Raw genomic sequence first — 21861 nt, 5'->3', positions numbered from 1 at the left:
CAAGTGATTAGCGAGGCAGGGCACGTAGAAGCAGGAATACTCTAAGAATATACATTTGTCTATATTTTTAGTAGCAGTTGAGACAGAATGAGCATGAAATTAGTCATTCTCGGTTTGCTACTCGAAGGGGATAAACATCCATATGAAGTGCAACACATCATGAAAGAAAGACAAATGGATTGTTATATTAAATATGCAAAAGGATCACTTTACTACGCCTTCGAGCAATTAGAAAAGCAAGGTGCAATTTGTATTACCACGATTGTTCGAGATACGAATAGACCAGATAAAACAATCTTTCATATAACAGAAGATGGTAAACAATTATTTCACAAGTTACTATTAAAACAATTCGAGGCAAAAAATCAAATATATAAACCAATTTATTCGGCACTCTCTTTCGCTCAGTTTGGTGATGATCGAGAGTTAGTTCCTATTTTAGAAAAAAAGAAAAATGATACCGTTCACTATTTACATAAAATGCAAGCTATTTATGATTGTAGTAAAGGACAAATTCCACGTGCACAACTATATATTTTACAAAGTGTTATTGAACATATCTCAGTTGAATTACAATGGTTAAACACCCTCCTTACAGATGCAGTTGCAGGGCGACTTTCAGAAATTGATATAGATGCCGAGTGAGCTTATAAAGAAGAAACGGTAAAAGGACGATAAAGTTATTTCATTTTAAAACCTAAAACAAGCACCCCCCATTCTAATTTAGGACGGGGTTATGCTTGTTTAATTTTCGGTATAAGATAATGCACTCAAAAATTTAACAAATATCTATTCATCACCGGCACCCATAACGGAAGATTATTTCTTAAAATTCTATATAAAAAGGTTGTTGATTTTCATCCAAACTGTATTCAATTCTTTGTCTGAAATTCATAAAATTCACCATTTCTAACGCCTGTTCAATAGGATAGAACCCCACTTCCAAACTTTCTGGTGTAGTCGTTAATTTACCTCCAACTGGTCTAGCTAAAAACAACGTATTACATATTGAATGGTTCACATTTTGAAATACTCCACAAAATTTTAAAACCTCAATATCAATACCCGTCTCCTCTTTCGTTTCCCTTATTGCAGCATCTTTCAGAGACTCACCTTCTTCAACTTGTCCACCTGGCATTTCCCATCCTCTTCTAGGTCCTTTAATTAATAGGATTTCTTTTTGTTCATTCATTACAATTGTCGCTGCTGAAACTATATGTTTTGGCGGTGAATATATAGTTTGTGTACTTTTTTCCAATTGAAATACCCCATTTCTATAAACTTAGTTTATGTATCTTTATACAGAAACCTCGTTCTTTCTTGTAATAACTTACTATTTCAAAACGAACCATCCAATCCCCTTCCTTATTCCAAAATATGGACAGATTTTTAAATAACATAACTAGCATCTTATCTCTGTACAAGTACATTCCTCTTTGTATGTATAATCGCGATTCACCCATAATAAAAACTGAAGAATTAGAATAATTAAAATAAAAAACTTTAGAATTTTCTTATTTTAAAACAGTAGACAAAATTCCAAAAATTGTGTTAGAATTTGTTTCAATATCATATCGCTTGTTAACTTCCTTTCAAAAGGAAAATAGGTACACGAAAATTTCGTTTCGTGTTTAAAAGGGAAGCTTGGTGAAACTCCAACACGGTCCCGCCACTGTAAATGCTGAGATTTCTTTTCTATGCCACTGTGAAAACGGGAAGGTAAAAGAAATTATATGAAGCATAAGTCAGGAGACCTGCCTGTTTTAACAACACTGATAGATTCACGGATGATGATGAGGTGTTAAAACAAAAAGGAAGGCTTATTCTTTATGCCTTTATACTTTTTGTTATAGGTATTTCCTAGTAAACGGAAATGCTTACTTTCAATTAGGGAGGAATTTGAAATGGCAATTCAAACAAGTAATTTAGGTTATCCACGTATCGGACTACAAAGAGAGTGGAAAAAAACATTGGAAGCTTTTTGGTCCAAAAAAATTGATGAAGAACAATTTTTAACTACGATGAAAGAAATTCGCCTTCAACACGTTAAAGTACAGCAAGAAAAAGGGATTGAACTCATCCCCGTTGGCGACTTTACATATTATGATCACGTTTTGGATACTGCTTATATGCTAGGATTTATCCCATCACGTTTTTCTGAGTTTACATCTTACCTTGATGTATATTTTGCAATGGCGCGTGGCTCTAAAGATCACGTAGCTTCCGAAATGACGAAATGGTTTAACACAAACTATCATTATATCGTTCCTGAATATGAAGAGGGATTACAAATCTCTTTAAAAGATAATCGTCCACTTCGCTTATACGAAGAGGCAAAACAAGAATTAGGAGTAGATGGAAAACCTGTTATTTTAGGACCATATACTTTCTTGAAATTAGCTAAAGGTTATACACAAGCACAATTCGCTACTATTTTAAAACAATTAGTTGCACCATACGTACAACTGCTTTCAGAACTACATGCAGCCGGTGCACAAGTCATTCAAGTTGATGAACCGATTTTCGCTTCTCTAACAAACGAAGAAATTCAACAAGCAAAAGACATTTATGAAGCTATTCGTAAAGAAGTTCCAAATGCGAATCTTCTTTTACAAACATATTTTGATAGTGTAGAAGAAAACTATGAAGAAATTATTACATTCCCTGTATCCGGTATTGGCTTAGATTTCGTTCATGGTAAAGAAGGTAATCTACACGCTATTTCAAAATATGAATTCCCAGCTGATAAAACTTTAGCTGTCGGTTGTATAGATGGCCGTAACATTTGGAGAGCTGACCTTGATGAAGTTCTTACGTTATTTACAACGTTACAAAAACAAGTTCAAACGAAAGATTTCATCGTTCAGCCTTCTTGTAGCTTATTGCATACACCAATCGATAAAACAGAAGAAACTCACTTATCAACTGAACTATTTGATGCGTTAGCATTTGCAAATCAAAAATTAGAAGAGTTAGTTCTTATTCATTCCGCTCTGACTCAAGGTACAGAAAGCATTAGTAATGAGCTGGAAACATATCGAAACGTACATCATACAATTCGTTCATCTGCTGCACGTAACCGAGAAGATGTTAAAGCAGCACGAACAGCACTAAAAGAAGAAGATTTTTCACGTCCGCTTCCATTTGAAAAACGTTACGAATTACAACAGGTTGCCCTAAAGTTACCGTTGTTACCAACAACGACTATCGGTAGCTTCCCGCAAACAACTGAAGTTCGTCAAACGCGAAAAGAATGGCGTAACGGTGTTATTTCAAATGAACAATATGAACAATTTATTGAAAAAGAGACAGAAAAATGGATTCGTTACCAAGAAGAAATTGGTCTTGATGTCCTTGTACATGGTGAATTTGAAAGAACTGACATGGTCGAATATTTTGGTGAGCGACTTGCTGGTTTCTCATTCACTAAAAACGGTTGGGTTCAATCATACGGTTCCCGCTGCGTAAAACCACCTGTTATTTATGGTGATGTAGCCTTTATTAACGGAATGACTATTAAGGAAACTGTTTATGCACAAAGCTTAACAGAGAAAGTTGTAAAAGGAATGTTAACTGGACCTGTTACGATTTTAAATTGGTCCTTCGTTCGAAATGACATTCCAAGAAAAGAAGTTTCATATCAAATTGCATTAGCTCTTCGTCACGAAATTGAACTACTTGAATCTTCCGGAATTCGAGTAATTCAGGTCGATGAGCCAGCACTTCGTGAAGGAATGCCACTAAAAGAAAAAGATTGGGATGCTTATATTACATGGGCAGTACAATCCTTCCTTTTAGCAACTTCTTCTGTAGCAAATGAAACACAAATTCATACTCATATGTGTTACAGTAACTTCGAAGATATTGTTGATGCGATTCGTGCATTAGATGCAGATGTGATTTCTATCGAAACATCAAGAAGTCACGGTGAATTTATTGATACATTAAAACATACAACATATGAAAAAGGTATCGGTCTAGGGGTATATGATATTCATAGTCCGCGTGTACCGAGTAAAGATGAAATGTATAAGATCGTAGAACAATCTTTACAAGTATGCGATCCTAAATATTTCTGGATTAATCCTGATTGTGGTTTAAAAACGAGAAGAACAGAAGAAGTTATTCCAGCTTTAGAGCACATGGTGCAAGCAGCAAAAGATGCTCGTTCCCTGCTAAAAACAAACGCATAACAAAAATGGGTTATCCTCGTTGAGGATAACCCATTTTTTATTCTTTACTTTCAAAAAAGAATTCATATTGTATTTTATATAATTCATCATCCGTTGGTTCTTCAAGAGGCGTTGCTTGTAATACAACTGTATACTCACCATTTGGAATAGGGATTTGAAATTTATTTGAAAGAATACTTGTTACAACGATACATTCATTTTCAACTGTAAAAGGAACTGTAGTCGTTCTAATCACTTCTTCTTTCTCAATATGTTTCCCTGGGGTTACTTTTACTTCACAAGTATAATCAGAGAGCGCTTCAAAAATAACAGTTCCATCCGCCTTCGCATAACCTCTTTCAAAATCTTCATCCGTCCAGTCAACGTAAGGCTGCTCACCATCATAGTTCATCAACATTAATTGCGAATAAGAAATTGTTAACTCCATAGTTTCCCTTCTCCTTCATTATGAAATATGCAACTACTACTTTACGTCAAATTTCACACGCGTACCATCTGGGTATTTATCTAACTTATTTCCTACCCAAGACCCTGCCCCGCGGTTATCTGCCGGACTTATATATTCAATATGTGCTCCTTTTCCGCCTTCTTTACACATCGCCATTGGCCATTCATCACGATCATACCCTTTTTTTGATGGGTATGGAGCTAACGATAATTTTCTTCTATCCGCAGCACCACCACGGTCAATTGTACAAATTTCTGAATGTCCTTCTTTTATCGCATCCGTAATATGTTTCCCTGTCTCTGGATATCGCTCTTTCGGAAATTCTAGAACTTGATCATACGCATTTGTTTTTTTGATACTTGTTTCCTCTGGAACAAGTACTTCATACACCGCTACTACAATAGAAAGAATTGCAATAATCGAAATAATAATACCTTTTAATTGCTTCATGTATACCTCCATGATTCTACCAGTTTCTTTTCCTCAGTTATTATAACAAACTTCTCCTGTATATGTTTTCAGACATTATTTTAGCTCTTCTTCGCCATTCCGCCAAAAACTCTCATTTTTCTTCATCTTTTCACTAATGCTGTAGAAAACTAATAACCTTCCGACATTCTTTTTCAAAGGAAGTCCTCATAAAAGATTGAAATGATATATACGATACTTTTTGGGGAGGAAATATCATGGAAGCTACCTATAAAACGAAAGATGTCACGAATAAAACAGGCATCCCAAAACATATAGTCCGCAAATATAGTCAACTGTTAGAGGAACATGGTTATATCATTTCAAAAACAGCTGATGCTCGTATTTATAAACTAGACGATTTAAAACTATTGAAATCTATACATGAAAGAGCTGCTACATTGCAAGAAGATATTTCAGAAACGATACCAATTATTTTAAAAGAAAAAGAGGCCCCACCTGTACCAATTATACAAGATAAGCAAGAAATACAACCGAAAGAAAAAGAAGATGGGCGTAACTTCGAGGAGTTCATGTTAAAACTTGAAATGCTCGCTCAATTAAATGAAGCAATTATTCATCAAAATTCTACCCTTATTACCCAAAATCGTTTGAAAGATGAAAAGCTTGATGAATTGATGCAACAAGTTTATGTTAAAGAAGGCTCTCAAGAAAAAATGCTACAAGAGTTAGTGGATCATGCCGCTCAAACAGATGCCTTGCAAAAAGAAAAGATGGACTTATTAATGAATCATATGTATAAACGAGAATCCAAGCAAGAAGAAAAAATGAATAAACTCGTAAATCAAATTTATAATAAAGACAGCAACCGTGATGCACAACTTATGCAAGTAATTCGTGAAATTCAAGAAACAAAAAGAATGGTTGCTGCCTCAAAAGAGCAAGGGTTCTTGCAATCATTTAAAAGTTTATTTAGCCGAGCAAAACAAGAAAAAACAAATGAATAAACAATATAAAATAAAAAGTTACCTTCCATCGGTAACTTTTATTCCTTATTTCTTACAGCTGGCAATATAATAATCGCTTCAGTTCCTTTCCCACTTTCACTTTTATATTCCAACGTACCATTATGCGCTTGTAAAATACTAAATGTTACCATAAGCCCTAGTCCTGTCCCTTTTTCTTTTAAAGAATAATACGGTTGTCCCAGCCTTGCTAACTGTTCTTTCGTCATTCCAACACCACTGTCTTTAACTCTTATTACAATCGTTTCATCTTTTTGCATAGCCGTTACTTTTAAATATCCTTTATTCCCTTGAATTGCTTCAATACCATTTTTAACAACATTCATAATCGCTTGCTTCAATTTTGTCTTATCACCAATCGTATAAAGACTTTCAGAAATCTCAACTTGCAAATATACACCTTGCATCGCTGCAAATGATGACATAAGAGTTGTCATTTCTATTAATTGAGCGGATAAGCAAATGTGTTCTTTTTTCTCAATTTGCGGCCTTGCTAAATTCAAATAATCTGAAATAATTTGCTCTGCCCGGTCCAGTTCGGCTAATACGAGACGCATATAATCCTTATTCTTCACATCTTCCGTACTTTCTAGCAATTGAATAAAACCACGAACAACAGTGAGCGGATTTCGAACCTCATGTGCAACACTTGCTGCTAACTCACTTACAATATTAAGCTTTTCTGACTTTTGCATCTCTGTACGTAGTATTGCATTTTCATTTAAATATTCTGTTAAGTACACCTGAAATACCATAGTCATAACCATAATAAGCGAAGCAAATATATATCCGCTATATAGGTGGGAAACATACGGTGTAAACCCCGTTTCTAACAGAACGTTAATCATGCCAATCACTAAAGAAACAAGGACGTACAATGATGAAATCATAAATGCTAAAATTAGCTTCTTATCCCTTGAAAATAGTGACCATTTCTTTGATAAAAATAATGGAACTATCAATAGCAATATGACTTCTATGACTGGAAGAAGGCTCATTCCCTTTAGCGTCCATTCATATGCAACAAAAATAATGGCCGGGATTAAACCAACAATCCCACCATATAAAAAACCACTAACAATCGGGATTGGGTGAAAGTTATACCCACAAATGTCACCAAAACAAATAGAGTATGTCATGGAGAGAACGAGTGTAATGCTGGATAAAAACATAATAAAGTAGCGGTTCGGCTTCGGAGGCATTTCTTGATAACGATTTAAACGAATCGCTTCATATAAAAATAGCGGCAAAATAATGATGGCAATTTGGATCATTAAATCACGGATCAGCTCCATAGCCTCTCATCCCCTATATGTATTTTGATATGATTATATCATTTTACGAGTTTATTTGTTTTAAAATTTTGATTTTTCTTAATATATTTGTTAATTCTTTGTTAACAACACATAATAATTGTTACAGATTTTCGAAATGAATGTAAACCCTGTACCAAATTTCTGCCTGGCGGTATACAATGAATACGGATTACAAAGAAAATAAAAAATACTTCATGAGACGGACAACTATAGCAAAATACAGCATATAATCCATACTATCTATGTTTACAAATAAGTGATCATTATTTTAGTAGGAGGAAGATAAATATGGCGGGTACTACGCTTGTTTTAAAAGAAGAAAATTTGGTCGTTCTAGAAAATGTTGAAAAATCAGTATATGAAGAGTTACAGCATAAAACCGGAGAAGAAAATTGCACATGTGCTGTGAATGAATCAGTTGTTCACCTCGGCAAAGTATCCTCTGTACTTTGGAATGAAGATGAAATAGATTGGGAGTACGGATATTAAAAGTCGCTTACAGCGGCTTTTTTTCTATTATCCCTCCCTTTCTACATAACATATACGCAAGCGAAATCACAGAAAATATGTTAAAATGAACTTAATTTTCAAACGGAAGAAAGGGAGATACAATGGAACAATTCATTAATCCTAGAGTAAAGGACATCCAAATTTCTGGAATCCGTCAATTCTCTAACATGATTCAAAACTATGATAATCTTATCTCTTTAACAATTGGACAACCTGATTTTCCTACACCTTCTCTCGTAAAAGAAGCAGCAAAACGGGCTATTACAGAAAATTATACAAGCTATACACATAACGCTGGTTTACTAGAATTACGCGAGGCAGCTTGTAACTTTGTAAAAGATAACTACGATTTACAGTATTCACCTGAAAACGAAACCATCGTTACAATCGGTGCTAGTGAAGCAATTGATGTTGCATTCCGAACGATTTTAGAGCCAGGAACAGAAGTCATTTTACCTGCCCCTATTTATCCAGGATACGAACCAATTATTCGATTATGCGGCGCAACACCTATTTTTATCGATGTTCGTGAAACTGGCTTCCGTTTAACAGCCGAAGCACTCGAAAATGCCATTACAGAAAAAACAAGATGTGTCGTTTTGCCGTATCCTTCTAATCCAACTGGTGTAACTTTATCAAAAGAAGAACTACAAGATATTGTAGACGTTTTAAAAGATAAAAACATTTTCGTCCTTTCTGATGAGATTTATAGCGAACTTGTATATGAACAAAAGCATACATCTATCGCTCATTTCCCAGAAATGCGTGAAAAGACTATCGTCATTAACGGTTTATCAAAGTCTCATTCTATGACTGGCTGGCGTATCGGTTTATTATTCGCACCAAGCTATTTAGCAGGACATATATTAAAAGTTCATCAATATAACGTAACTTGTGCTACTTCAATCGCTCAATATGCTGCAATTGAAGCATTAACAGCTGCTAAAGATGCACCAAAAATGATGCGTTATCAATACAAAAAACGCCGTGATTACGTATATAATAGACTCATTCAAATGGGCTTAACAGTTGAGAAGCCAACAGGTGCATTTTACTTATTCCCATATGTTGGCCATTTAACGTCTTCATCCTTTGATTTTGCACTTGATCTTGTGAAAGAAGCTGGACTTGCCGTCGTTCCCGGAACAGCATTCTCTGAATATGGTGAAGGCTACCTTCGCTTGTCCTATGCGTATAGTATCGAAACTTTAAAAGAAGGCTGTGACCGTTTAGAAGCCTTTCTACAGCAAAAAGCTAAGAGTTAAACTCTTAGCTTTTTGTTGCATAATGATCGCAAGTTTGACGCTTCAGTAATTTATGAGGAATAATAATACACTTTGCAGTAGACTCCGTATTCTCTACTTTATCAACTACAGCTTTTGCTGCCTCATATCCTAGTTGATATATATTCACATCAACTGTCGAAAGTGGCGGACTCGCAATTTCTGATAACAAAGCATTATTAAAACTTACAATAGAAACATCCTTCGGTACAACGAATCCTTTTTTAGAAAGAGCACTTAGCACACCAAGTCCAATTAAATCATCCGTTGCCATAATTGCTGTCGGTGGTTGCTGTAGCCCCATTAATTCCTCCACGGCTTGTTGACCACTTTCCCTCGAAAAATCAAAATGTAAAATATACTCTTTTGGTAATACAATATCTGCTAATTTTAAAGCATCACTCATACCAGCCAAACGATCTCTCGTTACAAGTAAATCGGATCCACCACCGATGAACGCGATTTGTTTATGACCTAATGAAATCAAATATTCTGCTACTTCTCTTGCAGCTGTATAATTGTCATTATCTACATATGTAATTTCATCTTTTCGATCATATGGTTTCCCAATTAAAACAAACGGGAAATTTTGTTTATGCAAATATTGAATAATCCGGTCATTCTCTCTTGAATATAAAAGTATAATGCCACCAATTTGGCGTCCCTGCACCATCTTTACAACACCATTAAAAATTTCATCTTCCGTTTCACCTGTCGACATATAAAGCGCATACCCTTCCACATGTGCAAATGAACTAATCCCTCTTATAACTTCTGGGAAAAACGGATTTTGAAAAGCTTTACTTGCAGAACTTGGCATAACAAGACCAAGTGTTTTTGTTGTTTGGTTAGCTAGGTTTCTTGCGTTTAAATTGGGATGATACCCTAATTCACTCATTACTTTCCGAACACGACGCTTTGTTTTTTCACTTATACTTGGATTATCAGCAATTACACGAGAAACGGTAGATGGTGCTACATTCGCCTTCTTCGCCACATCTTTAATTGTAACTGTCATAAAAATCCCCCTCCTTTCACTTCTCTGTCATTTTATATATTTTTAATCTTGCACCCGTTGCAAGTAATAGGAGAAGTCATAAACTTTCATTGATTCTATCTTGCAAAACCTATCATATTCTCCCTCTCCATGTATTGTAAGGGATATAGCTCTTTTTTCCTATACTATAATATACTATTTATTTCACTTCTTTTCATATGTGATGTCAAATCTCTTTTCATCTCCCTATAAAAATTTTTATAGGGAGATGAAAAGAAAAATGGGACGTAATGTCCCATTTTTCATCCTTTCGTACCTCCAGCAGTTAAACCAGAGATAAAGTATTTTTGTAGTGATAGGAATAAAATTGAAATTGGGATTGCAATCAATACTGAACCCGCTGCAAACGTTGTAAATTCATTACCAAATTTCTTCGCTACCATTTCATATAACCCAACTGCTAACGTATAATTTTCTGGTGTGCGCAAAATAATACTCGCTAAAATGAAATCTGTAAATGGACCGATGAAAGTGAATAACGCTACAACTGCTACAATTGGCTTTGCAAGTGGCATAATAATTTGCCAAAAAATACGGAAATGTCCTGCTCCATCCATACGAGCTGACTCATCCAATTCTTTCGGAATCGTATCAAAATACCCTTTCATAAGCCATGTATTCATTGGGATTGCCCCGCCGACATAAATTAAAATTAATGCAAGGTGCGTATCAATTAATCCTGTTAACTGTGCTAATACGTATAGAGCGATTAACGCTGCAAAGTTTGGAATCATTTGCAGAATTAAAAATGTTAATAAACCATTTTTTCTTCCAACAAAACGATATCTCGAAAATGCATAAGCAGTAAAACTAATTGCTAACACTGAGAAAATCATCGTTAAAACACTTACTTTTAATGTGTTTTTATACCATAGTAAATAATTACTATTCTCTAAATCTAATAACTTACGATAATGATCTAACGTTGCATTTTGTGGAATAATACTTGATCCAGATAAACTATCACCCGGATTAAACGATGAGCCAATAATCCATAATAATGGATAGAAAATGATGGCACACATTACGAAAATAACGAGATAACTTAATGAGAGACGTAACATCTTTTGTCTTTTAATATTCATTTACATCATATCCTCTTCTTGGAATGATTTTGTTCTCTTAAATTGCCATAACGCAACAGTAATAACGATTAACGATAAGATCATTGTAAGAGCTGCTGCTTTCCCGTACTGCGCCGAAGTCATCGTTAACTTATAAATCCATGAAATTAAAATATCTGTTCCACCCGCGTCTTGTCCAGCTACAGCAGGACCTCCGCCGTTAAATAGATAGATGATACTAAAGTTATTAAAGTTAAACGTATATTGCGTAATTAATATTGGTGCTGTTGCATATAAAACAAGTGGCAATGTAATTTTACGAAATTGTTGCCAAGCTGTAGCTCCATCTACTGTAGCTGCTTCGTATAATTCTCCTGGAATCGATTGCAGTATACCTGTTGTCATTGCAAAAACGAACGGGAATCCAAGCCACGTTTGAATCATAATTAAAGCAATCTTCGCCCAAAATGGATCTGTCATCCAAGCAATCTTTTCAATTCCGAATAAAGCTAATACTTGATTGTTAATTGCTCCAAATGTTTCATTAAACATACCAGAGAAAACAAGAATAGATACGAATGCTGGGACCGCCCACGGTAAAATGAAGATTGTTCGAATAATTGCCTTCCCTTTAATACCAGGCTGATTTACGATAATCGCTAAGAAAATACCAAGCGCAACTTGTAATGTCGTTGCAACGAATGTCCAAATAACAGTCCAAGAAAATACACTTAAAAATGTCTCTCTCCACATCGGTAATGTAAAGATATCAATAAAGTTTTTAAATCCTACCCAATCTACTAATTTAGCTGGAGGAGAATGATATAAATCATAGTTTGTAAATCCAATTAAAATTACGAAGATGATTGGAAATACAACTACAAAGATAAGTAATAGAAAACCTGGTGAAACCATTAAATATGGAAAACCTTGATCTAGTAAATTACGGTATTGCTCTTTTACAGAGTTTAAAGGTGTTCCTATATCACGTTTCTTCCCGTTTTGGTATGCATCATATAAATTAAATGCATATATTCCGAGTCCAAACACGATGACAATGAGTGCCAAGATTCCTTCTACTAATAGAAAGACAGAGTGGTCACGTGGCACTTCTGTACCAAGCGTTACAATTCCCCATAATCCCATATTTAATAAATCAGCAAAGGCTACAATAAATGAACCTGTTAATACTAGAAAAATAAGACCTTTTACAAATTGCTTATTATACATTTGACCCACGCCTGGAATGATAGATAACATGGTTGCCATTTTCCTATGCTTTGAACCGTTTAAACCGTTTGCTGGTTCCATAGATGTTTGCATGTTCCTTCCCCCTTTTTTCTGGGAGAGAATTCGTGCCCCTCATATGAGAGGCACGAATTTCACCTTATTTTTTCTTACTATGATTTGCCTCAATATTACCTTTAATTTGCTTCACTGCATTATCAAGTGCTGCTTTTGGTGCCTCTTTTTCCGTAACAACTAATTGAAGCGCATCTCCAGCTGGTTTCCATACTTCTTGCATTTCTGGAATGTTTGGCATTGGAATTCCATTTTCAGATTGCGTTGCAACTGCTTTTGCAGCTTCATTATCTTTAATGATTGGATCTTCCATTACCGCTTTTACTGGAGGAATTTCTTTTGTTTTCTCAAATCGAATTTTTGCGTTTTCTTCATTTGTTACCCATTCAGTGAATTTTGTAGCTAAATCATTTTGTTTAGAGAAACTTGTTACATGCCATCCTTTAACCCCAACAAATGTTTTCATTGGTTGACCGTTTGGTAATTTTGGCATTGGAGCAACGCCATAATCAATTCCGTTCTTTTCCATTGCTTGGAACGCCCATGGACCATTCATGATAGATGCTGCTTTTCCTTCGTTAAATAGTCCATCAGCAGCAGGTCCACCAGATTCACCGATAATACCTTTCGGGAATAACTTTTCTTTGTACCATTTTTGAAGATATTCAGCACCTTGTACTGCTCCGCTATTATTTAATCCAACGTCACTCGCATTTGGCTTTCCATCTTTTTCACCAAACACATAACCACCCATACCTGCCATGAATGCATTAGCAAAGTAGAAGTTATCTCCTAATGTTAAGAATCCGTACTTGCCATCTTTCGTAAATTCTTTTGAGAAGTTAAACAGCTCGTCCATCGTTTCTGGTGCTTTTGGCATTAATTTTTTATTGTAAATAAAGATTGGTGTCTCAATTGCTTTTGGTAAACCGTATAGTTTTCCGTTATATGTCTGTGCTTGTATTGATGACTCAGTAAATTTACTCTTTATAGCATCGTCAGCTTTCACTTCAGAAAGTAAACCTTCTGTTACTGCGTTTCCGATTTGATCATGCGGCAATGTTACAACATCTGGTCCCGTCCCCGCTGGTCCATCAAGACGTAACTTCTTCACTTGATCTGTCATTTGCATTTCAACAACTTTTACTTTTACTTTATATTTTTCCTCAAAGCTTTTCACTGCTGGTTCTAAACCAACACCTTTTTTATCATCTTCCCAAACGAGAAGATCGTAATCTTTCTTTGCTTTACTTTCTTCTTTTGTCCCTGAATCTTTCGGTCCACATGCAGATAACATACCAATTGATAATGCTGAAACCGTTAATAATGATAATGCTTTCTTCATCCCAAAAACCTCCCTAAATTGTATATGTACCTTACTAATTGAAAACGTTTGCATTGTATGGTTTAATAGAAGCGCAAACAATATCTCAATCTATGAAAACGTTTGCGCTATTTGTCTATCATTATACATTCTTTTATTCATTTTGCAAATATTAATTTTAAAATATTATTACTATACTCTTTATACATTGACTTTATATGAAATGAATACTACTCTTATAAGCAATATTAAAGCTATGCAAAAAGCAATCGTTTGCAACATATGCTTTATTATTATACTTATGGGAACAATACGCATGGAGATATTAAAGGGGGATTTTCTATATGCTTAAAGAAGCCATTTATCATAGGCCAAAAGATAATTATGCATACGCTTACGATGAAAAAACGATTCACATCCGAATACGTACGAAAAGAGACGATGTACAAAGCGCCACTCTTATTTATGGTGATCCTTATGATTGGAAAGATGGGAAATGGGTTACATCAAGTACACTGATGAAAAAAACTGGTTCAACTGCATTATTTGATTTTTGGTCCATTTCCATTGAACCAAAATTTAAGCGCTTACGTTACGGATTTGAATTAAAAGCGGAGACAGAAACGCTTATTTATGCAGAACGAGGATTTTTTTCCAGCATTCCAAATGATGACGTTGGTAACTTTTTCTGTTTCCCATTTATTCATGCAAATGATGTATTCAAAGCACCTTCCTGGATTAAAGACACCGTTTGGTATCAAATTTTCCCGGAACGGTTCGCTAATGGAGATCGTGCACTAAATCCAGAAAACACCCTTCCTTGGGGCAGCGCTGAGCCAACTCCAACTAATTTCTTTGGGGGAGATTTTGCTGGTGTTATTCAAAATCTTGATTACCTTGTGAAGCTTGGAATTTCGGGAATTTATTTCACCCCTATTTTCAAAGCACATTCCAACCATAAATATGACACAATTGACTACATGGAAATCGATCCGCAATTTGGTACGAAAGAAACGTTCAAAGAACTCGTTCAGGCATGTCATACACACGGTATAAAAGTAATGCTTGATGCCGTATTTAATCATAGCGGATACTTTTTTGATAAATTTCAAGACGTCCTAGAAAATGGTGAGCATTCAGCATATAAAGAATGGTTCCATATTCATGAGTTCCCAATTCGAACTGAGCCACTTCCAAATTATGATACTTTCGCGTTTACACCGTATATGCCTAAATTAAATACAGCACATCCAGATGTAAAAGAGTACTTACTTGAAGTAGGGCGTTATTGGGTAAGAGAATTCAATATAGACGGTTGGCGCCTTGATGTAGCAAATGAAGTCGATCATAGCTTTTGGAGAGAATTCCGAAGCGAGATAAAGGCATTAAATCCTGAAGTATATATTTTAGGAGAAATTTGGCACGATGCACTACCATGGTTACAAGGAGATCAATTTGATGCTGTAATGAGCTATCCTGTTACAAATGCTCTACTGTCTTACTTTGCTAACGATTCCATTAAGGCAAATGAATTTATGAAACAAATTACAGAATCTCTACATTCCTACTCTATGAATGTAAATGAAGCAGCATTTCATTTATTAGACAGCCATGATACACCAAGAATATTGACAACATGCAACGGAGATAAAAATAAATTAAAGTTACTTTATGTATTCCACCTTTCTTTCATCGGCTCCCCTTGTATTTATTATGGAGACGAAATTGGTATGGACGGTGGTATGGACCCAGCTTGCCGCAAATGTATGGTTTGGGATACGAAAGAACAAGATCATCTATTATTTACACATGTACAAACGTTAATTTCATTAAGAAAGCAGTATAAAGCATTTGGAGGACATGGTACTTTCCAATTCATTGAAGCAAATGATGAACATAATTATATTACTTATACGAAAACGTATGAAGATGAAACGATCTTTTTCGTTTTAAATCCGACTAATAGTGACATTACAGCTTCACTCCCTCTCCATGTTACTGGAAAGAAAATCATTAATATTTATACTAACGAAGAATTTTCAGCGGAAGCAAGTGTATTACAAGTTACACTTCCTCCATATGGATTCTCCATATTAAAATGGTAATCAAAAAATCCTTATACCGAAGTGGTATAAGGATTTTTCTTATTTCAATTTGAATACCATTGCTTCATACGGACGTAATGGCATACTTTCTATCGGTCCATTCTTAGCGGCGTCATAATTGTGTATGAATAGCTCTGCTTCACTATAACTAATGTCCTCTGGCAATTCGAATACACATTCTTCCGCAGTAAAGTTTGCAATAACAAGAAGTTTTTCTTCTCCATATGTTCTTACGTATGCAAAAATAGAAGGATTATTCTCTAATATTAAATCATATGATCCATACACAATAATCTCATTATTTTTACGTAACTCAATTAATTTTTTATAGTAATAAAAAATTGAATCTTTATTTTGGATCGCTTGTTTCACATTGATTTCTTTATAGTTAGGATTTACCGTAATCCAAGGCTCACCTATTGTGAATCCAGCATGATCTTCATCATCCCACTGCATCGGTGTTCTAGCATTATCTCGCCCTTTTATATAGATAGACTGCATCACTTTCTCTATATCTTCACCGCGCTCGATAACTTTTTCCTTATACATATTTAATGTTTCAATATCTCGATATTCATCAATCGATTCAAATCGAACGTTCGTCATTCCGATTTCTTCCCCTTGATAAATATACGGTGTCCCTTTCATCATATGAAGCACCGTCGCTAACATTTTCGCAGATTCAATGCGATACGTTTCATCATTACCAAAACGAGATACAACACGTGGCTGATCATGGTTATTCCAATACAGACTATTCCAGCCCGTATGCTCTAACGCTTTTTGCCACTTCGTTAAATTCTCTTTTAAAGTAAGGAGTGAACATGGTTTTACATCCCATTTTCCGCCTTCTCCTGAGTCTAAATCCATATGTTCAAATTGGAATACCATCTGAAGTTCTTTTCGTTCTTCCCCAGTATACAATTTCGCTTCTTCTGTCGTTACACCAGGCATTTCACCAACCGTCATAATATCATAATGAGACAATACTTCTTCATTCATTTCATGTAAATATTTATGAATGTTTGGACCGTTCATAAAATGCTTATGACCTGAAACATATCCCTCTTCTTCTGTTTCAACAGTTGGTAATCCCTTTTCTTTAGAAATAAAATTAATAACATCCATACGGAAGCCATCAATTCCTTTTTCTAACCAAAACTTCATCATTTCATAAACATCTTGTCTTACCTTTTCATTATCCCAATTTAAATCTGGCTGTTTTTTAGAAAACAGATGTAAATAATATTCATCTGTCATTTCATCATACTGCCATGCTGATCCACTAAAAGCTGCTCCCCAGTTATTCGGCTCTTTTCCTTCTTTTCCAGGACGCCACATATAGTAATCTCTATATTTATTATCTTTTGATTTACGTGACTCAATAAACCAATTATGTTCATCAGAAGTATGATTAACAACTAAGTCCATCATAAGTTTCATATTACGTTCATGCATTTCATGTAATAGCTCATCCCAATCTTCCATTGTTCCGAACTCATTCATAATTTTACAATAATCACTTATATCATAACCATTATCGTCATTTGGAGATTCATAGACTGGCGATAGCCAGATTACATCAATCCCTAATTCTTTTAAGTAATCTAGCTTTGAAATAATACCACGAAGATCCCCAATACCATCACCGTTACTATCCATAAAGCTACGAGGATAAATTTGATATACTACACTTTCTTTCCACCACTGTTTTTCCATTATGCTACCCCATTTCATTAATAATTCGATTTTCTCTTTTTTAAGGCGCAAACGTTTTCATTAATGAATGATAACAGATTCTATCTTAATTTAAAATAGCGCTTACAACTTTTATTCTTATTTTTCTAAGAAAACATACGAAAATTACTAATATTCCTCTCATGTATGAAAACGTTTTATTTTTTTGTTTATTTTTTGAATCTATTAGTTTATAATGAACTCAAAGAAAACGTTTGCATAATTATTTCTAGGAGGAAATACCATGGCAGAACTGAAATTAGAAAACATTTATAAAATATATGATAATAACGTAACAGCTGTAACAGACTTCAATTTACACATTCAAGATAAAGAGTTTATCGTATTTGTCGGTCCTTCTGGATGCGGAAAATCTACAACATTACGAATGGTGGCTGGACTTGAAGATATTTCAAAAGGAGAGTTTTCAATTGATGGTAAGCTAATGAATGATGTCCCTCCAAAAGATCGCGATATCGCAATGGTATTCCAAAACTATGCTTTATATCCACATATGAGTGTGTACGATAATATGGCATTTGGATTAAAACTTAGAAAAATACCAAAAGATGAAATCGATCGTCGTGTGAAAGATGCAGCAAAAATTTTAGGACTGGAACAATATTTAGATAGAAAGCCGAAAGCATTATCCGGTGGACAACGTCAACGTGTTGCGTTAGGTAGAGCAATTGTTCGAGACGCGAAAGTGTTCTTAATGGATGAGCCTTTATCTAACTTAGACGCTAAATTGCGTGTTGCAATGCGCTCAGAAATTTCTAAATTACACCATCGTCTTGGAACAACAACAATTTACGTAACACATGATCAAACAGAAGCAATGACAATGGCTTCACGTCTCGTTGTTATGAAAGACGGAAAGATTCAACAAATCGGAACTCCAAAAGAAGTATATGAAACACCTGAAAACATTTTCGTTGGTGGATTTATTGGCTCTCCAGCGATGAATTTCTTCCGTGGTAAATTAACTGAAACCGATTTCGTTATAGACAATGCAACAAAAATTAAAGTAACTGAAGGAAAAATGAAGATTTTACGTGAACAAGGCTATGTAAATAAGGAAATTGTTTTAGGTATTCGCCCTGAGGACATGCATGATGAACTATTATTTTTAGAAGCTTCACAATCTACTGCCTTCACAACAAAAATCGAAGTTGCTGAATTACTAGGTGCTGAATCTATTTTATATATGAAACTTGGAAATCAAGATTTTGCAGCACGTGTTGATGCAAGACATACATTTTCACCCGGAGATCAAATCAAACTAGCATTTGATATGAATAAAGCGCATTTCTTTGATAGTCAAACTGAACAACGTATTCGTTAAAAAATAATTTTTCCTATATCACATACAAAAAAACCGTCCACATATTTTGAGGGCGGTTTTCATTATTATACGAGGGCTTCTACTGTATGAAATGATTGTCCTTTCGTGCCAATAATACCGAAAATCGGTAAGTCACTCAGCACCACTTCTTCTTGCTGTTTCATAAAAGATGACGTTAATTGTTTTATCTCTATCCAAACGTCATTAATACAAAGTACATTGGAATCGTTCTCTTGTTGGCGTGAAAAAATAGAATCTATTTTATATAAACCGGCATTTTGAAAAAGCATATCGATGCGACTGAATGCATTCAAAGTAATGCTGATTACGCGTTGCCAATCACCTTGCTTTTCCATATCATAGGATACAAAAAGTGCTTCTCCGCCTAGATTCGTAATTTCCTCCACTGTTGCTTGTCCACTTTCTTGATCAATGTCCGTCACAATTACTTTTGCGCCTTGTTTAGCCAACAAAAGAGCTGTATTACGTCCAATACCGATGCCACCGCCAGTTACGATAGCAACTTTTCCTGCAAGCTTCATTTTCATTACCCCTTCTATAAGTCTTACCGTCATTCAGTATACTCCTTTATGAGATTAGTCTGCAAGCAAGAAAAGTTGCTTATTTATTTGTAAACGGTTACTTTTCTACTCCTTCTTTTTTCTTACTATTACGCTGATCAAAAACTAAACCGATGAAAATTAAAATCCCCCAAAAGATTACACTACCTCCAGTCATTTCAATTTCCCCCTTATTATATAAAGATATTATTTTAATTATTATAACATTTTCTTAATTTTCAATCTATTATTTCTAAAAAAAGAGCTTTTTATGATATACATAAAAAGCTCTTTTTTTATACCAGACTTATTACTTTCGTTTTTGTAATTAAATCCTGAAAACCACAATTATCTTTGCGGAATAACATCATATATACGTTACATAATATCGGAATTCCAAGTAGTAATATGTTCGGTAATAACAATACAAAAAATCGTATCGTTAATGTTTGTACTGTTAACTTTTCACTCTTCAATGAAATTAATTTTATTCTTGTTACCTTTTTACCAAGTGTTACACCGTTCCAAATAAATGGTACTAAAATAAAATATATCGCCATTAATATAAAAACTACTGCGAGATCATATCTATAATCACCAAAACTAATATTAAAGCGATCAAAAATAGCACTATAATTTCCAGTCATAACAGCTACTACTGCACCGTACATAACCGAGATTAAAAACATGTCAATTAGGGAAGCACCTATGCGATTCATTACAAGCGCTGGACGATGCATCTTTAACTTCATTTTTATTTCGACTCCTTCATATCCTTCTTTACCCGTCTCATCGTACCACTTCTAAAAAACATTGTAAACTAGCGTTTCTCTTACTTTTCTTGTACAATGTGTTACAACAGCATTGTAAAGGAGGTTCCCATATTGAAAAAATGGATAATCCTATTCGTCGCATTCCTATTAGCCGGTTGTGCTGGAAATACAAATCATATAACGTATACGATTAACGATGAATACGAACTTATACGTACTTCTGGAAATGCATTTGAGCTTTTTCCTTCGCAAGATGCTGTGTATGCCACACAATACATCCCTGCAAAAATTACAGACATAGCTTGGGATGATAAATACATTATCGCAAAACAAACTGAGGAAAAGTCAGATCCGAATAACCCTGACGCAGCAATTGCAAATAAAAAAAGTGAGCATTATTGGATTATTGACGTAAAGCATAATAAACGTTTTGGCCCTTATAATGAAAAACAATTTAATGAACAAAAAGATGCGTTTAAAATTAAGGTACCTTTTCAAAGTGTAGATTCATACATAAAAGAACAGAAAAAACAGTCAGCATAATATTTTAAGCGCTGACTGTTTTTTCTTACATGTTTTTAAAAACATCCTACTCAGAAAGTGAGATATTAAAAGTTTGTGGCTCTTTTACAACATCTTGCGTTTCTGCATCTGCTGCGACTACATTATCTGTTGTAAACTTAATATCTTTTACCTTTTCTTTTCCATCATCAAGTATTAAGCCGATAATACCATCTCTTGTTTCACCAGGCTTATAGTCTTCCCTTGATACATTTTTTGTACCAACGAGCGTATCTTCATCATATAAAAAGTTTTGAGTTGCTACTTTAAAATTTTGTTTATCATTAATCGTAACATCATTCATAGAGAAAAATTGCATATTTTTATTCCCGCTATTTTCCACCTTATATGTAATTTCAACGTAACGAATCGTATCACTAATCTCTGTACCACTTATCGATGCATATAACTCCGCATCTTCTTGACTGACTTTATCTCCTAATCTACGCTTTACTTCTTCAGGAGTTAATGCCGTATATACTTTTAATGTGTTTTTTGCATCTTTACTCATCTGCGATAAAGAAATTACTTTTACATCTTGTACGTGAATTTTCATTGGTGCTACTTCAAATGTTTGGTTCACAGACTGAATCTGTTCTAACTTAAAAGTACCCCAACCTGTTTCTTTCACTTTTTGTCCTACTTTTTTCAGCTCACGCCCGCCATATTCTTTTGTTTCAGGAATAGATTCTTTCTTCTTCGGTTCAACTTTCTTTTCTTCTTGATGGAAGCAACCACTTAACATAAGAAGAAAACTACATAAAACAAAAATACTTTTCCATGCTTTCATCATATAATTTCTCCTAACACTATCATTCATTAATATAAA

At 34.7% G+C, this 21861-nt stretch carries 21 protein-coding genes and 1 riboswitch; of the genes, 8 read left to right on the top strand and 13 right to left on the bottom strand.

Features of this window, described 5'->3' with window-relative positions; translation table 11 throughout:
* Positions 1 to 87 precede the first annotated feature (87 nt).
* A complete protein-coding gene (locus FS742_RS13620; RefSeq protein WP_033691464.1) occupies positions 88 to 645 on the top strand; it encodes a PadR family transcriptional regulator in 558 nt (185 codons plus the stop codon).
* Between the two features lie 181 nt (positions 646 to 826).
* On the opposite strand, the gene FS742_RS13615 is transcribed toward FS742_RS13620, so the two are convergent.
* Positions 827 to 1258, bottom strand: coding sequence for an NUDIX hydrolase (locus tag FS742_RS13615; RefSeq protein WP_144612899.1), 432 nt, complete (start codon positions 1256 to 1258; stop codon positions 827 to 829).
* A gap of 330 nt (positions 1259 to 1588) precedes the next feature.
* Positions 1589 to 1776, top strand: a riboswitch (cobalamin riboswitch).
* Between the two features lie 128 nt (positions 1777 to 1904).
* Here FS742_RS13615 and metE point away from each other — a divergent pair.
* Positions 1905 to 4193, top strand: a complete 2289-nt coding sequence (metE, locus tag FS742_RS13610) for a 5-methyltetrahydropteroyltriglutamate--homocysteine S-methyltransferase (RefSeq protein ID WP_144612897.1) — start codon at positions 1905 to 1907, stop codon at positions 4191 to 4193.
* 37 nt (positions 4194 to 4230) lie between these two features.
* Here the strand turns inward: metE and comJ are convergent, their stop codons facing one another.
* Both comJ and nucA read right to left on the bottom strand, forming a co-directional pair.
* Entirely contained in the window at positions 4231 to 4620 is a 390-nt protein-coding gene (gene comJ, locus FS742_RS13605; protein ID WP_144612895.1) for a competence protein ComJ, read from the bottom strand.
* A 36-nt stretch (positions 4621 to 4656) separates the two neighbouring features.
* The gene (gene nucA / locus FS742_RS13600; RefSeq protein ID WP_144612894.1) at positions 4657 to 5091 is read right to left on the bottom strand and encodes a DNA-entry nuclease; all 435 of its coding nucleotides are present in this window, start codon (positions 5089 to 5091) and stop codon (positions 4657 to 4659) included.
* A 236-nt stretch (positions 5092 to 5327) separates the two neighbouring features.
* Here nucA and FS742_RS13595 point away from each other — a divergent pair, with 236 nt between their 5' ends.
* A complete protein-coding gene (locus FS742_RS13595) occupies positions 5328 to 6077 on the top strand; it encodes a DUF3967 domain-containing protein (RefSeq protein WP_144612892.1) in 750 nt (249 codons plus the stop codon).
* A 38-nt stretch (positions 6078 to 6115) separates the two neighbouring features.
* On the opposite strand, the gene kinB is transcribed toward FS742_RS13595, so the two are convergent.
* Positions 6116 to 7390 carry a sporulation sensor histidine kinase KinB gene (gene kinB, locus FS742_RS13590; RefSeq protein ID WP_144612890.1) on the bottom strand — a complete coding sequence of 425 codons (1275 nt, stop codon included), beginning with the start codon at positions 7388 to 7390 and terminating at the stop codon, positions 6116 to 6118.
* A 309-nt stretch (positions 7391 to 7699) separates the two neighbouring features.
* Here kinB and FS742_RS13585 point away from each other — a divergent pair, with 309 nt between their 5' ends.
* Together FS742_RS13585 and FS742_RS13580 are read left to right on the top strand one after the other, a co-directional pair.
* Positions 7700 to 7900: a hypothetical protein gene (locus FS742_RS13585; protein WP_000929285.1), complete on the top strand. Its 201-nt coding sequence runs from the start codon at positions 7700 to 7702 to the stop codon at positions 7898 to 7900.
* 122 nt (positions 7901 to 8022) lie between these two features.
* Positions 8023 to 9186: an aminotransferase A gene (locus FS742_RS13580; RefSeq protein ID WP_144612888.1), complete on the top strand. Its 1164-nt coding sequence runs from the start codon at positions 8023 to 8025 to the stop codon at positions 9184 to 9186.
* 4 nt (positions 9187 to 9190) lie between these two features.
* Here the strand turns inward: FS742_RS13580 and malR are convergent, their stop codons facing one another.
* From malR to FS742_RS13560, 4 genes are all read right to left on the bottom strand, one after another.
* Positions 9191 to 10222: a maltose operon transcriptional repressor MalR gene (gene malR / locus FS742_RS13575; RefSeq protein WP_144612886.1), complete on the bottom strand. Its 1032-nt coding sequence runs from the start codon at positions 10220 to 10222 to the stop codon at positions 9191 to 9193.
* 281 nt (positions 10223 to 10503) lie between these two features.
* Positions 10504 to 11346, bottom strand: coding sequence for a maltosaccharide ABC transporter permease MalD (gene malD / locus FS742_RS13570; RefSeq protein ID WP_001022608.1), 843 nt, complete (start codon positions 11344 to 11346; stop codon positions 10504 to 10506).
* Entirely contained in the window at positions 11347 to 12648 is a 1302-nt protein-coding gene (malC, locus tag FS742_RS13565; protein WP_001194989.1) for a maltosaccharide ABC transporter permease MalC, read from the bottom strand.
* Positions 12649 to 12712: 64 nt separating this feature from the next.
* Positions 12713 to 13972 (bottom strand): extracellular solute-binding protein, encoded by a 1260-nt coding sequence (locus FS742_RS13560; protein WP_144612885.1) that lies wholly within the window; start codon positions 13970 to 13972, stop codon positions 12713 to 12715.
* A 323-nt stretch (positions 13973 to 14295) separates the two neighbouring features.
* Here FS742_RS13560 and FS742_RS13555 point away from each other — a divergent pair, with 323 nt between their 5' ends.
* Positions 14296 to 16056, top strand: coding sequence for an alpha-glycosidase (locus FS742_RS13555; protein WP_144612883.1), 1761 nt, complete (start codon positions 14296 to 14298; stop codon positions 16054 to 16056).
* 39 nt (positions 16057 to 16095) lie between these two features.
* On the opposite strand, the gene malL is transcribed toward FS742_RS13555, so the two are convergent.
* Complete coding sequence (malL, locus tag FS742_RS13550; RefSeq protein WP_144612881.1) at positions 16096 to 17775, bottom strand: oligo-1,6-glucosidase; 1680 nt, start codon at positions 17773 to 17775, stop codon at positions 16096 to 16098.
* Positions 17776 to 18037: 262 nt separating this feature from the next.
* Here malL and FS742_RS13545 point away from each other — a divergent pair, with 262 nt between their 5' ends.
* The gene (locus FS742_RS13545; protein ID WP_144612879.1) at positions 18038 to 19138 is read left to right on the top strand and encodes an ABC transporter ATP-binding protein; all 1101 of its coding nucleotides are present in this window, start codon (positions 18038 to 18040) and stop codon (positions 19136 to 19138) included.
* 65 nt (positions 19139 to 19203) lie between these two features.
* Here the strand turns inward: FS742_RS13545 and FS742_RS13540 are convergent, their stop codons facing one another.
* The 3 genes from FS742_RS13540 to FS742_RS13530 form a co-directional block, all read right to left on the bottom strand.
* On the bottom strand, positions 19204 to 19713 hold the full coding sequence (locus FS742_RS13540) for an SDR family NAD(P)-dependent oxidoreductase (RefSeq protein WP_000218416.1): 510 nt from the start codon (positions 19711 to 19713) through the stop codon (positions 19204 to 19206).
* 64 nt (positions 19714 to 19777) lie between these two features.
* A complete protein-coding gene (locus FS742_RS13535; RefSeq protein ID WP_144612877.1) occupies positions 19778 to 19876 on the bottom strand; it encodes a flagellar motor protein in 99 nt (32 codons plus the stop codon).
* A gap of 118 nt (positions 19877 to 19994) precedes the next feature.
* A complete protein-coding gene (locus FS742_RS13530) occupies positions 19995 to 20450 on the bottom strand; it encodes an RDD family protein (protein ID WP_144612875.1) in 456 nt (151 codons plus the stop codon).
* 132 nt (positions 20451 to 20582) lie between these two features.
* On the opposite strand from FS742_RS13530, the gene FS742_RS13525 reads away from it, so the two are divergent.
* Positions 20583 to 21014 carry a DUF3997 domain-containing protein gene (locus FS742_RS13525; protein ID WP_144612874.1) on the top strand — a complete coding sequence of 144 codons (432 nt, stop codon included), beginning with the start codon at positions 20583 to 20585 and terminating at the stop codon, positions 21012 to 21014.
* Positions 21015 to 21060: 46 nt separating this feature from the next.
* Here FS742_RS13525 and FS742_RS13520 read toward each other — a convergent pair whose 3' ends face one another.
* Complete coding sequence (locus FS742_RS13520; protein WP_144612872.1) at positions 21061 to 21825, bottom strand: hypothetical protein; 765 nt, start codon at positions 21823 to 21825, stop codon at positions 21061 to 21063.
* Positions 21826 to 21861 lie beyond the last annotated feature (36 nt).

This window comes from Bacillus cereus, assembly GCF_007678085.1.
Lineage (GTDB): Bacteria > Bacillota > Bacilli > Bacillales > Bacillaceae_G > Bacillus_A > Bacillus_A cereus_BE.
The sequence above is the reverse complement of the archived record's forward strand: the minus strand, read 5'-3'. Positions and strand labels throughout refer to the sequence as shown.

What these genes read in the sequence shown, in the direction of transcription:
- FS742_RS13620 (WP_033691464.1), top strand. Translation starts at nt 88, where the DNA reads ATGAGCATGAAATTAGTCATTCTCGGTTTGCTACTCGAAGGGGATAAA.
- metE (WP_144612897.1), top strand. Translation starts at nt 1,905, where the DNA reads ATGGCAATTCAAACAAGTAATTTAGGTTATCCACGTATCGGACTACAA.
- comJ (WP_144612895.1), bottom strand. Translation starts at nt 4,620, where the DNA reads ATGGAGTTAACAATTTCTTATTCGCAATTAATGTTGATGAACTATGAT.
- nucA (WP_144612894.1), bottom strand. Translation starts at nt 5,091, where the DNA reads ATGAAGCAATTAAAAGGTATTATTATTTCGATTATTGCAATTCTTTCT.
- FS742_RS13595 (WP_144612892.1), top strand. Translation starts at nt 5,328, where the DNA reads ATGGAAGCTACCTATAAAACGAAAGATGTCACGAATAAAACAGGCATC.
- kinB (WP_144612890.1), bottom strand. Translation starts at nt 7,390, where the DNA reads ATGGAGCTGATCCGTGATTTAATGATCCAAATTGCCATCATTATTTTG.
- FS742_RS13585 (WP_000929285.1), top strand. Translation starts at nt 7,700, where the DNA reads ATGGCGGGTACTACGCTTGTTTTAAAAGAAGAAAATTTGGTCGTTCTA.
- FS742_RS13580 (WP_144612888.1), top strand. Translation starts at nt 8,023, where the DNA reads ATGGAACAATTCATTAATCCTAGAGTAAAGGACATCCAAATTTCTGGA.
- malR (WP_144612886.1), bottom strand. Translation starts at nt 10,222, where the DNA reads ATGACAGTTACAATTAAAGATGTGGCGAAGAAGGCGAATGTAGCACCA.
- malD (WP_001022608.1), bottom strand. Translation starts at nt 11,346, where the DNA reads ATGAATATTAAAAGACAAAAGATGTTACGTCTCTCATTAAGTTATCTC.
- malC (WP_001194989.1), bottom strand. Translation starts at nt 12,648, where the DNA reads ATGCAAACATCTATGGAACCAGCAAACGGTTTAAACGGTTCAAAGCAT.
- FS742_RS13560 (WP_144612885.1), bottom strand. Translation starts at nt 13,972, where the DNA reads ATGAAGAAAGCATTATCATTATTAACGGTTTCAGCATTATCAATTGGT.
- FS742_RS13555 (WP_144612883.1), top strand. Translation starts at nt 14,296, where the DNA reads ATGCTTAAAGAAGCCATTTATCATAGGCCAAAAGATAATTATGCATAC.
- malL (WP_144612881.1), bottom strand. Translation starts at nt 17,775, where the DNA reads ATGGAAAAACAGTGGTGGAAAGAAAGTGTAGTATATCAAATTTATCCT.
- FS742_RS13545 (WP_144612879.1), top strand. Translation starts at nt 18,038, where the DNA reads ATGGCAGAACTGAAATTAGAAAACATTTATAAAATATATGATAATAAC.
- FS742_RS13540 (WP_000218416.1), bottom strand. Translation starts at nt 19,713, where the DNA reads ATGACGGTAAGACTTATAGAAGGGGTAATGAAAATGAAGCTTGCAGGA.
- FS742_RS13535 (WP_144612877.1), bottom strand. Translation starts at nt 19,876, where the DNA reads ATGACTGGAGGTAGTGTAATCTTTTGGGGGATTTTAATTTTCATCGGT.
- FS742_RS13530 (WP_144612875.1), bottom strand. Translation starts at nt 20,450, where the DNA reads ATGAAGTTAAAGATGCATCGTCCAGCGCTTGTAATGAATCGCATAGGT.
- FS742_RS13520 (WP_144612872.1), bottom strand. Translation starts at nt 21,825, where the DNA reads ATGATGAAAGCATGGAAAAGTATTTTTGTTTTATGTAGTTTTCTTCTT.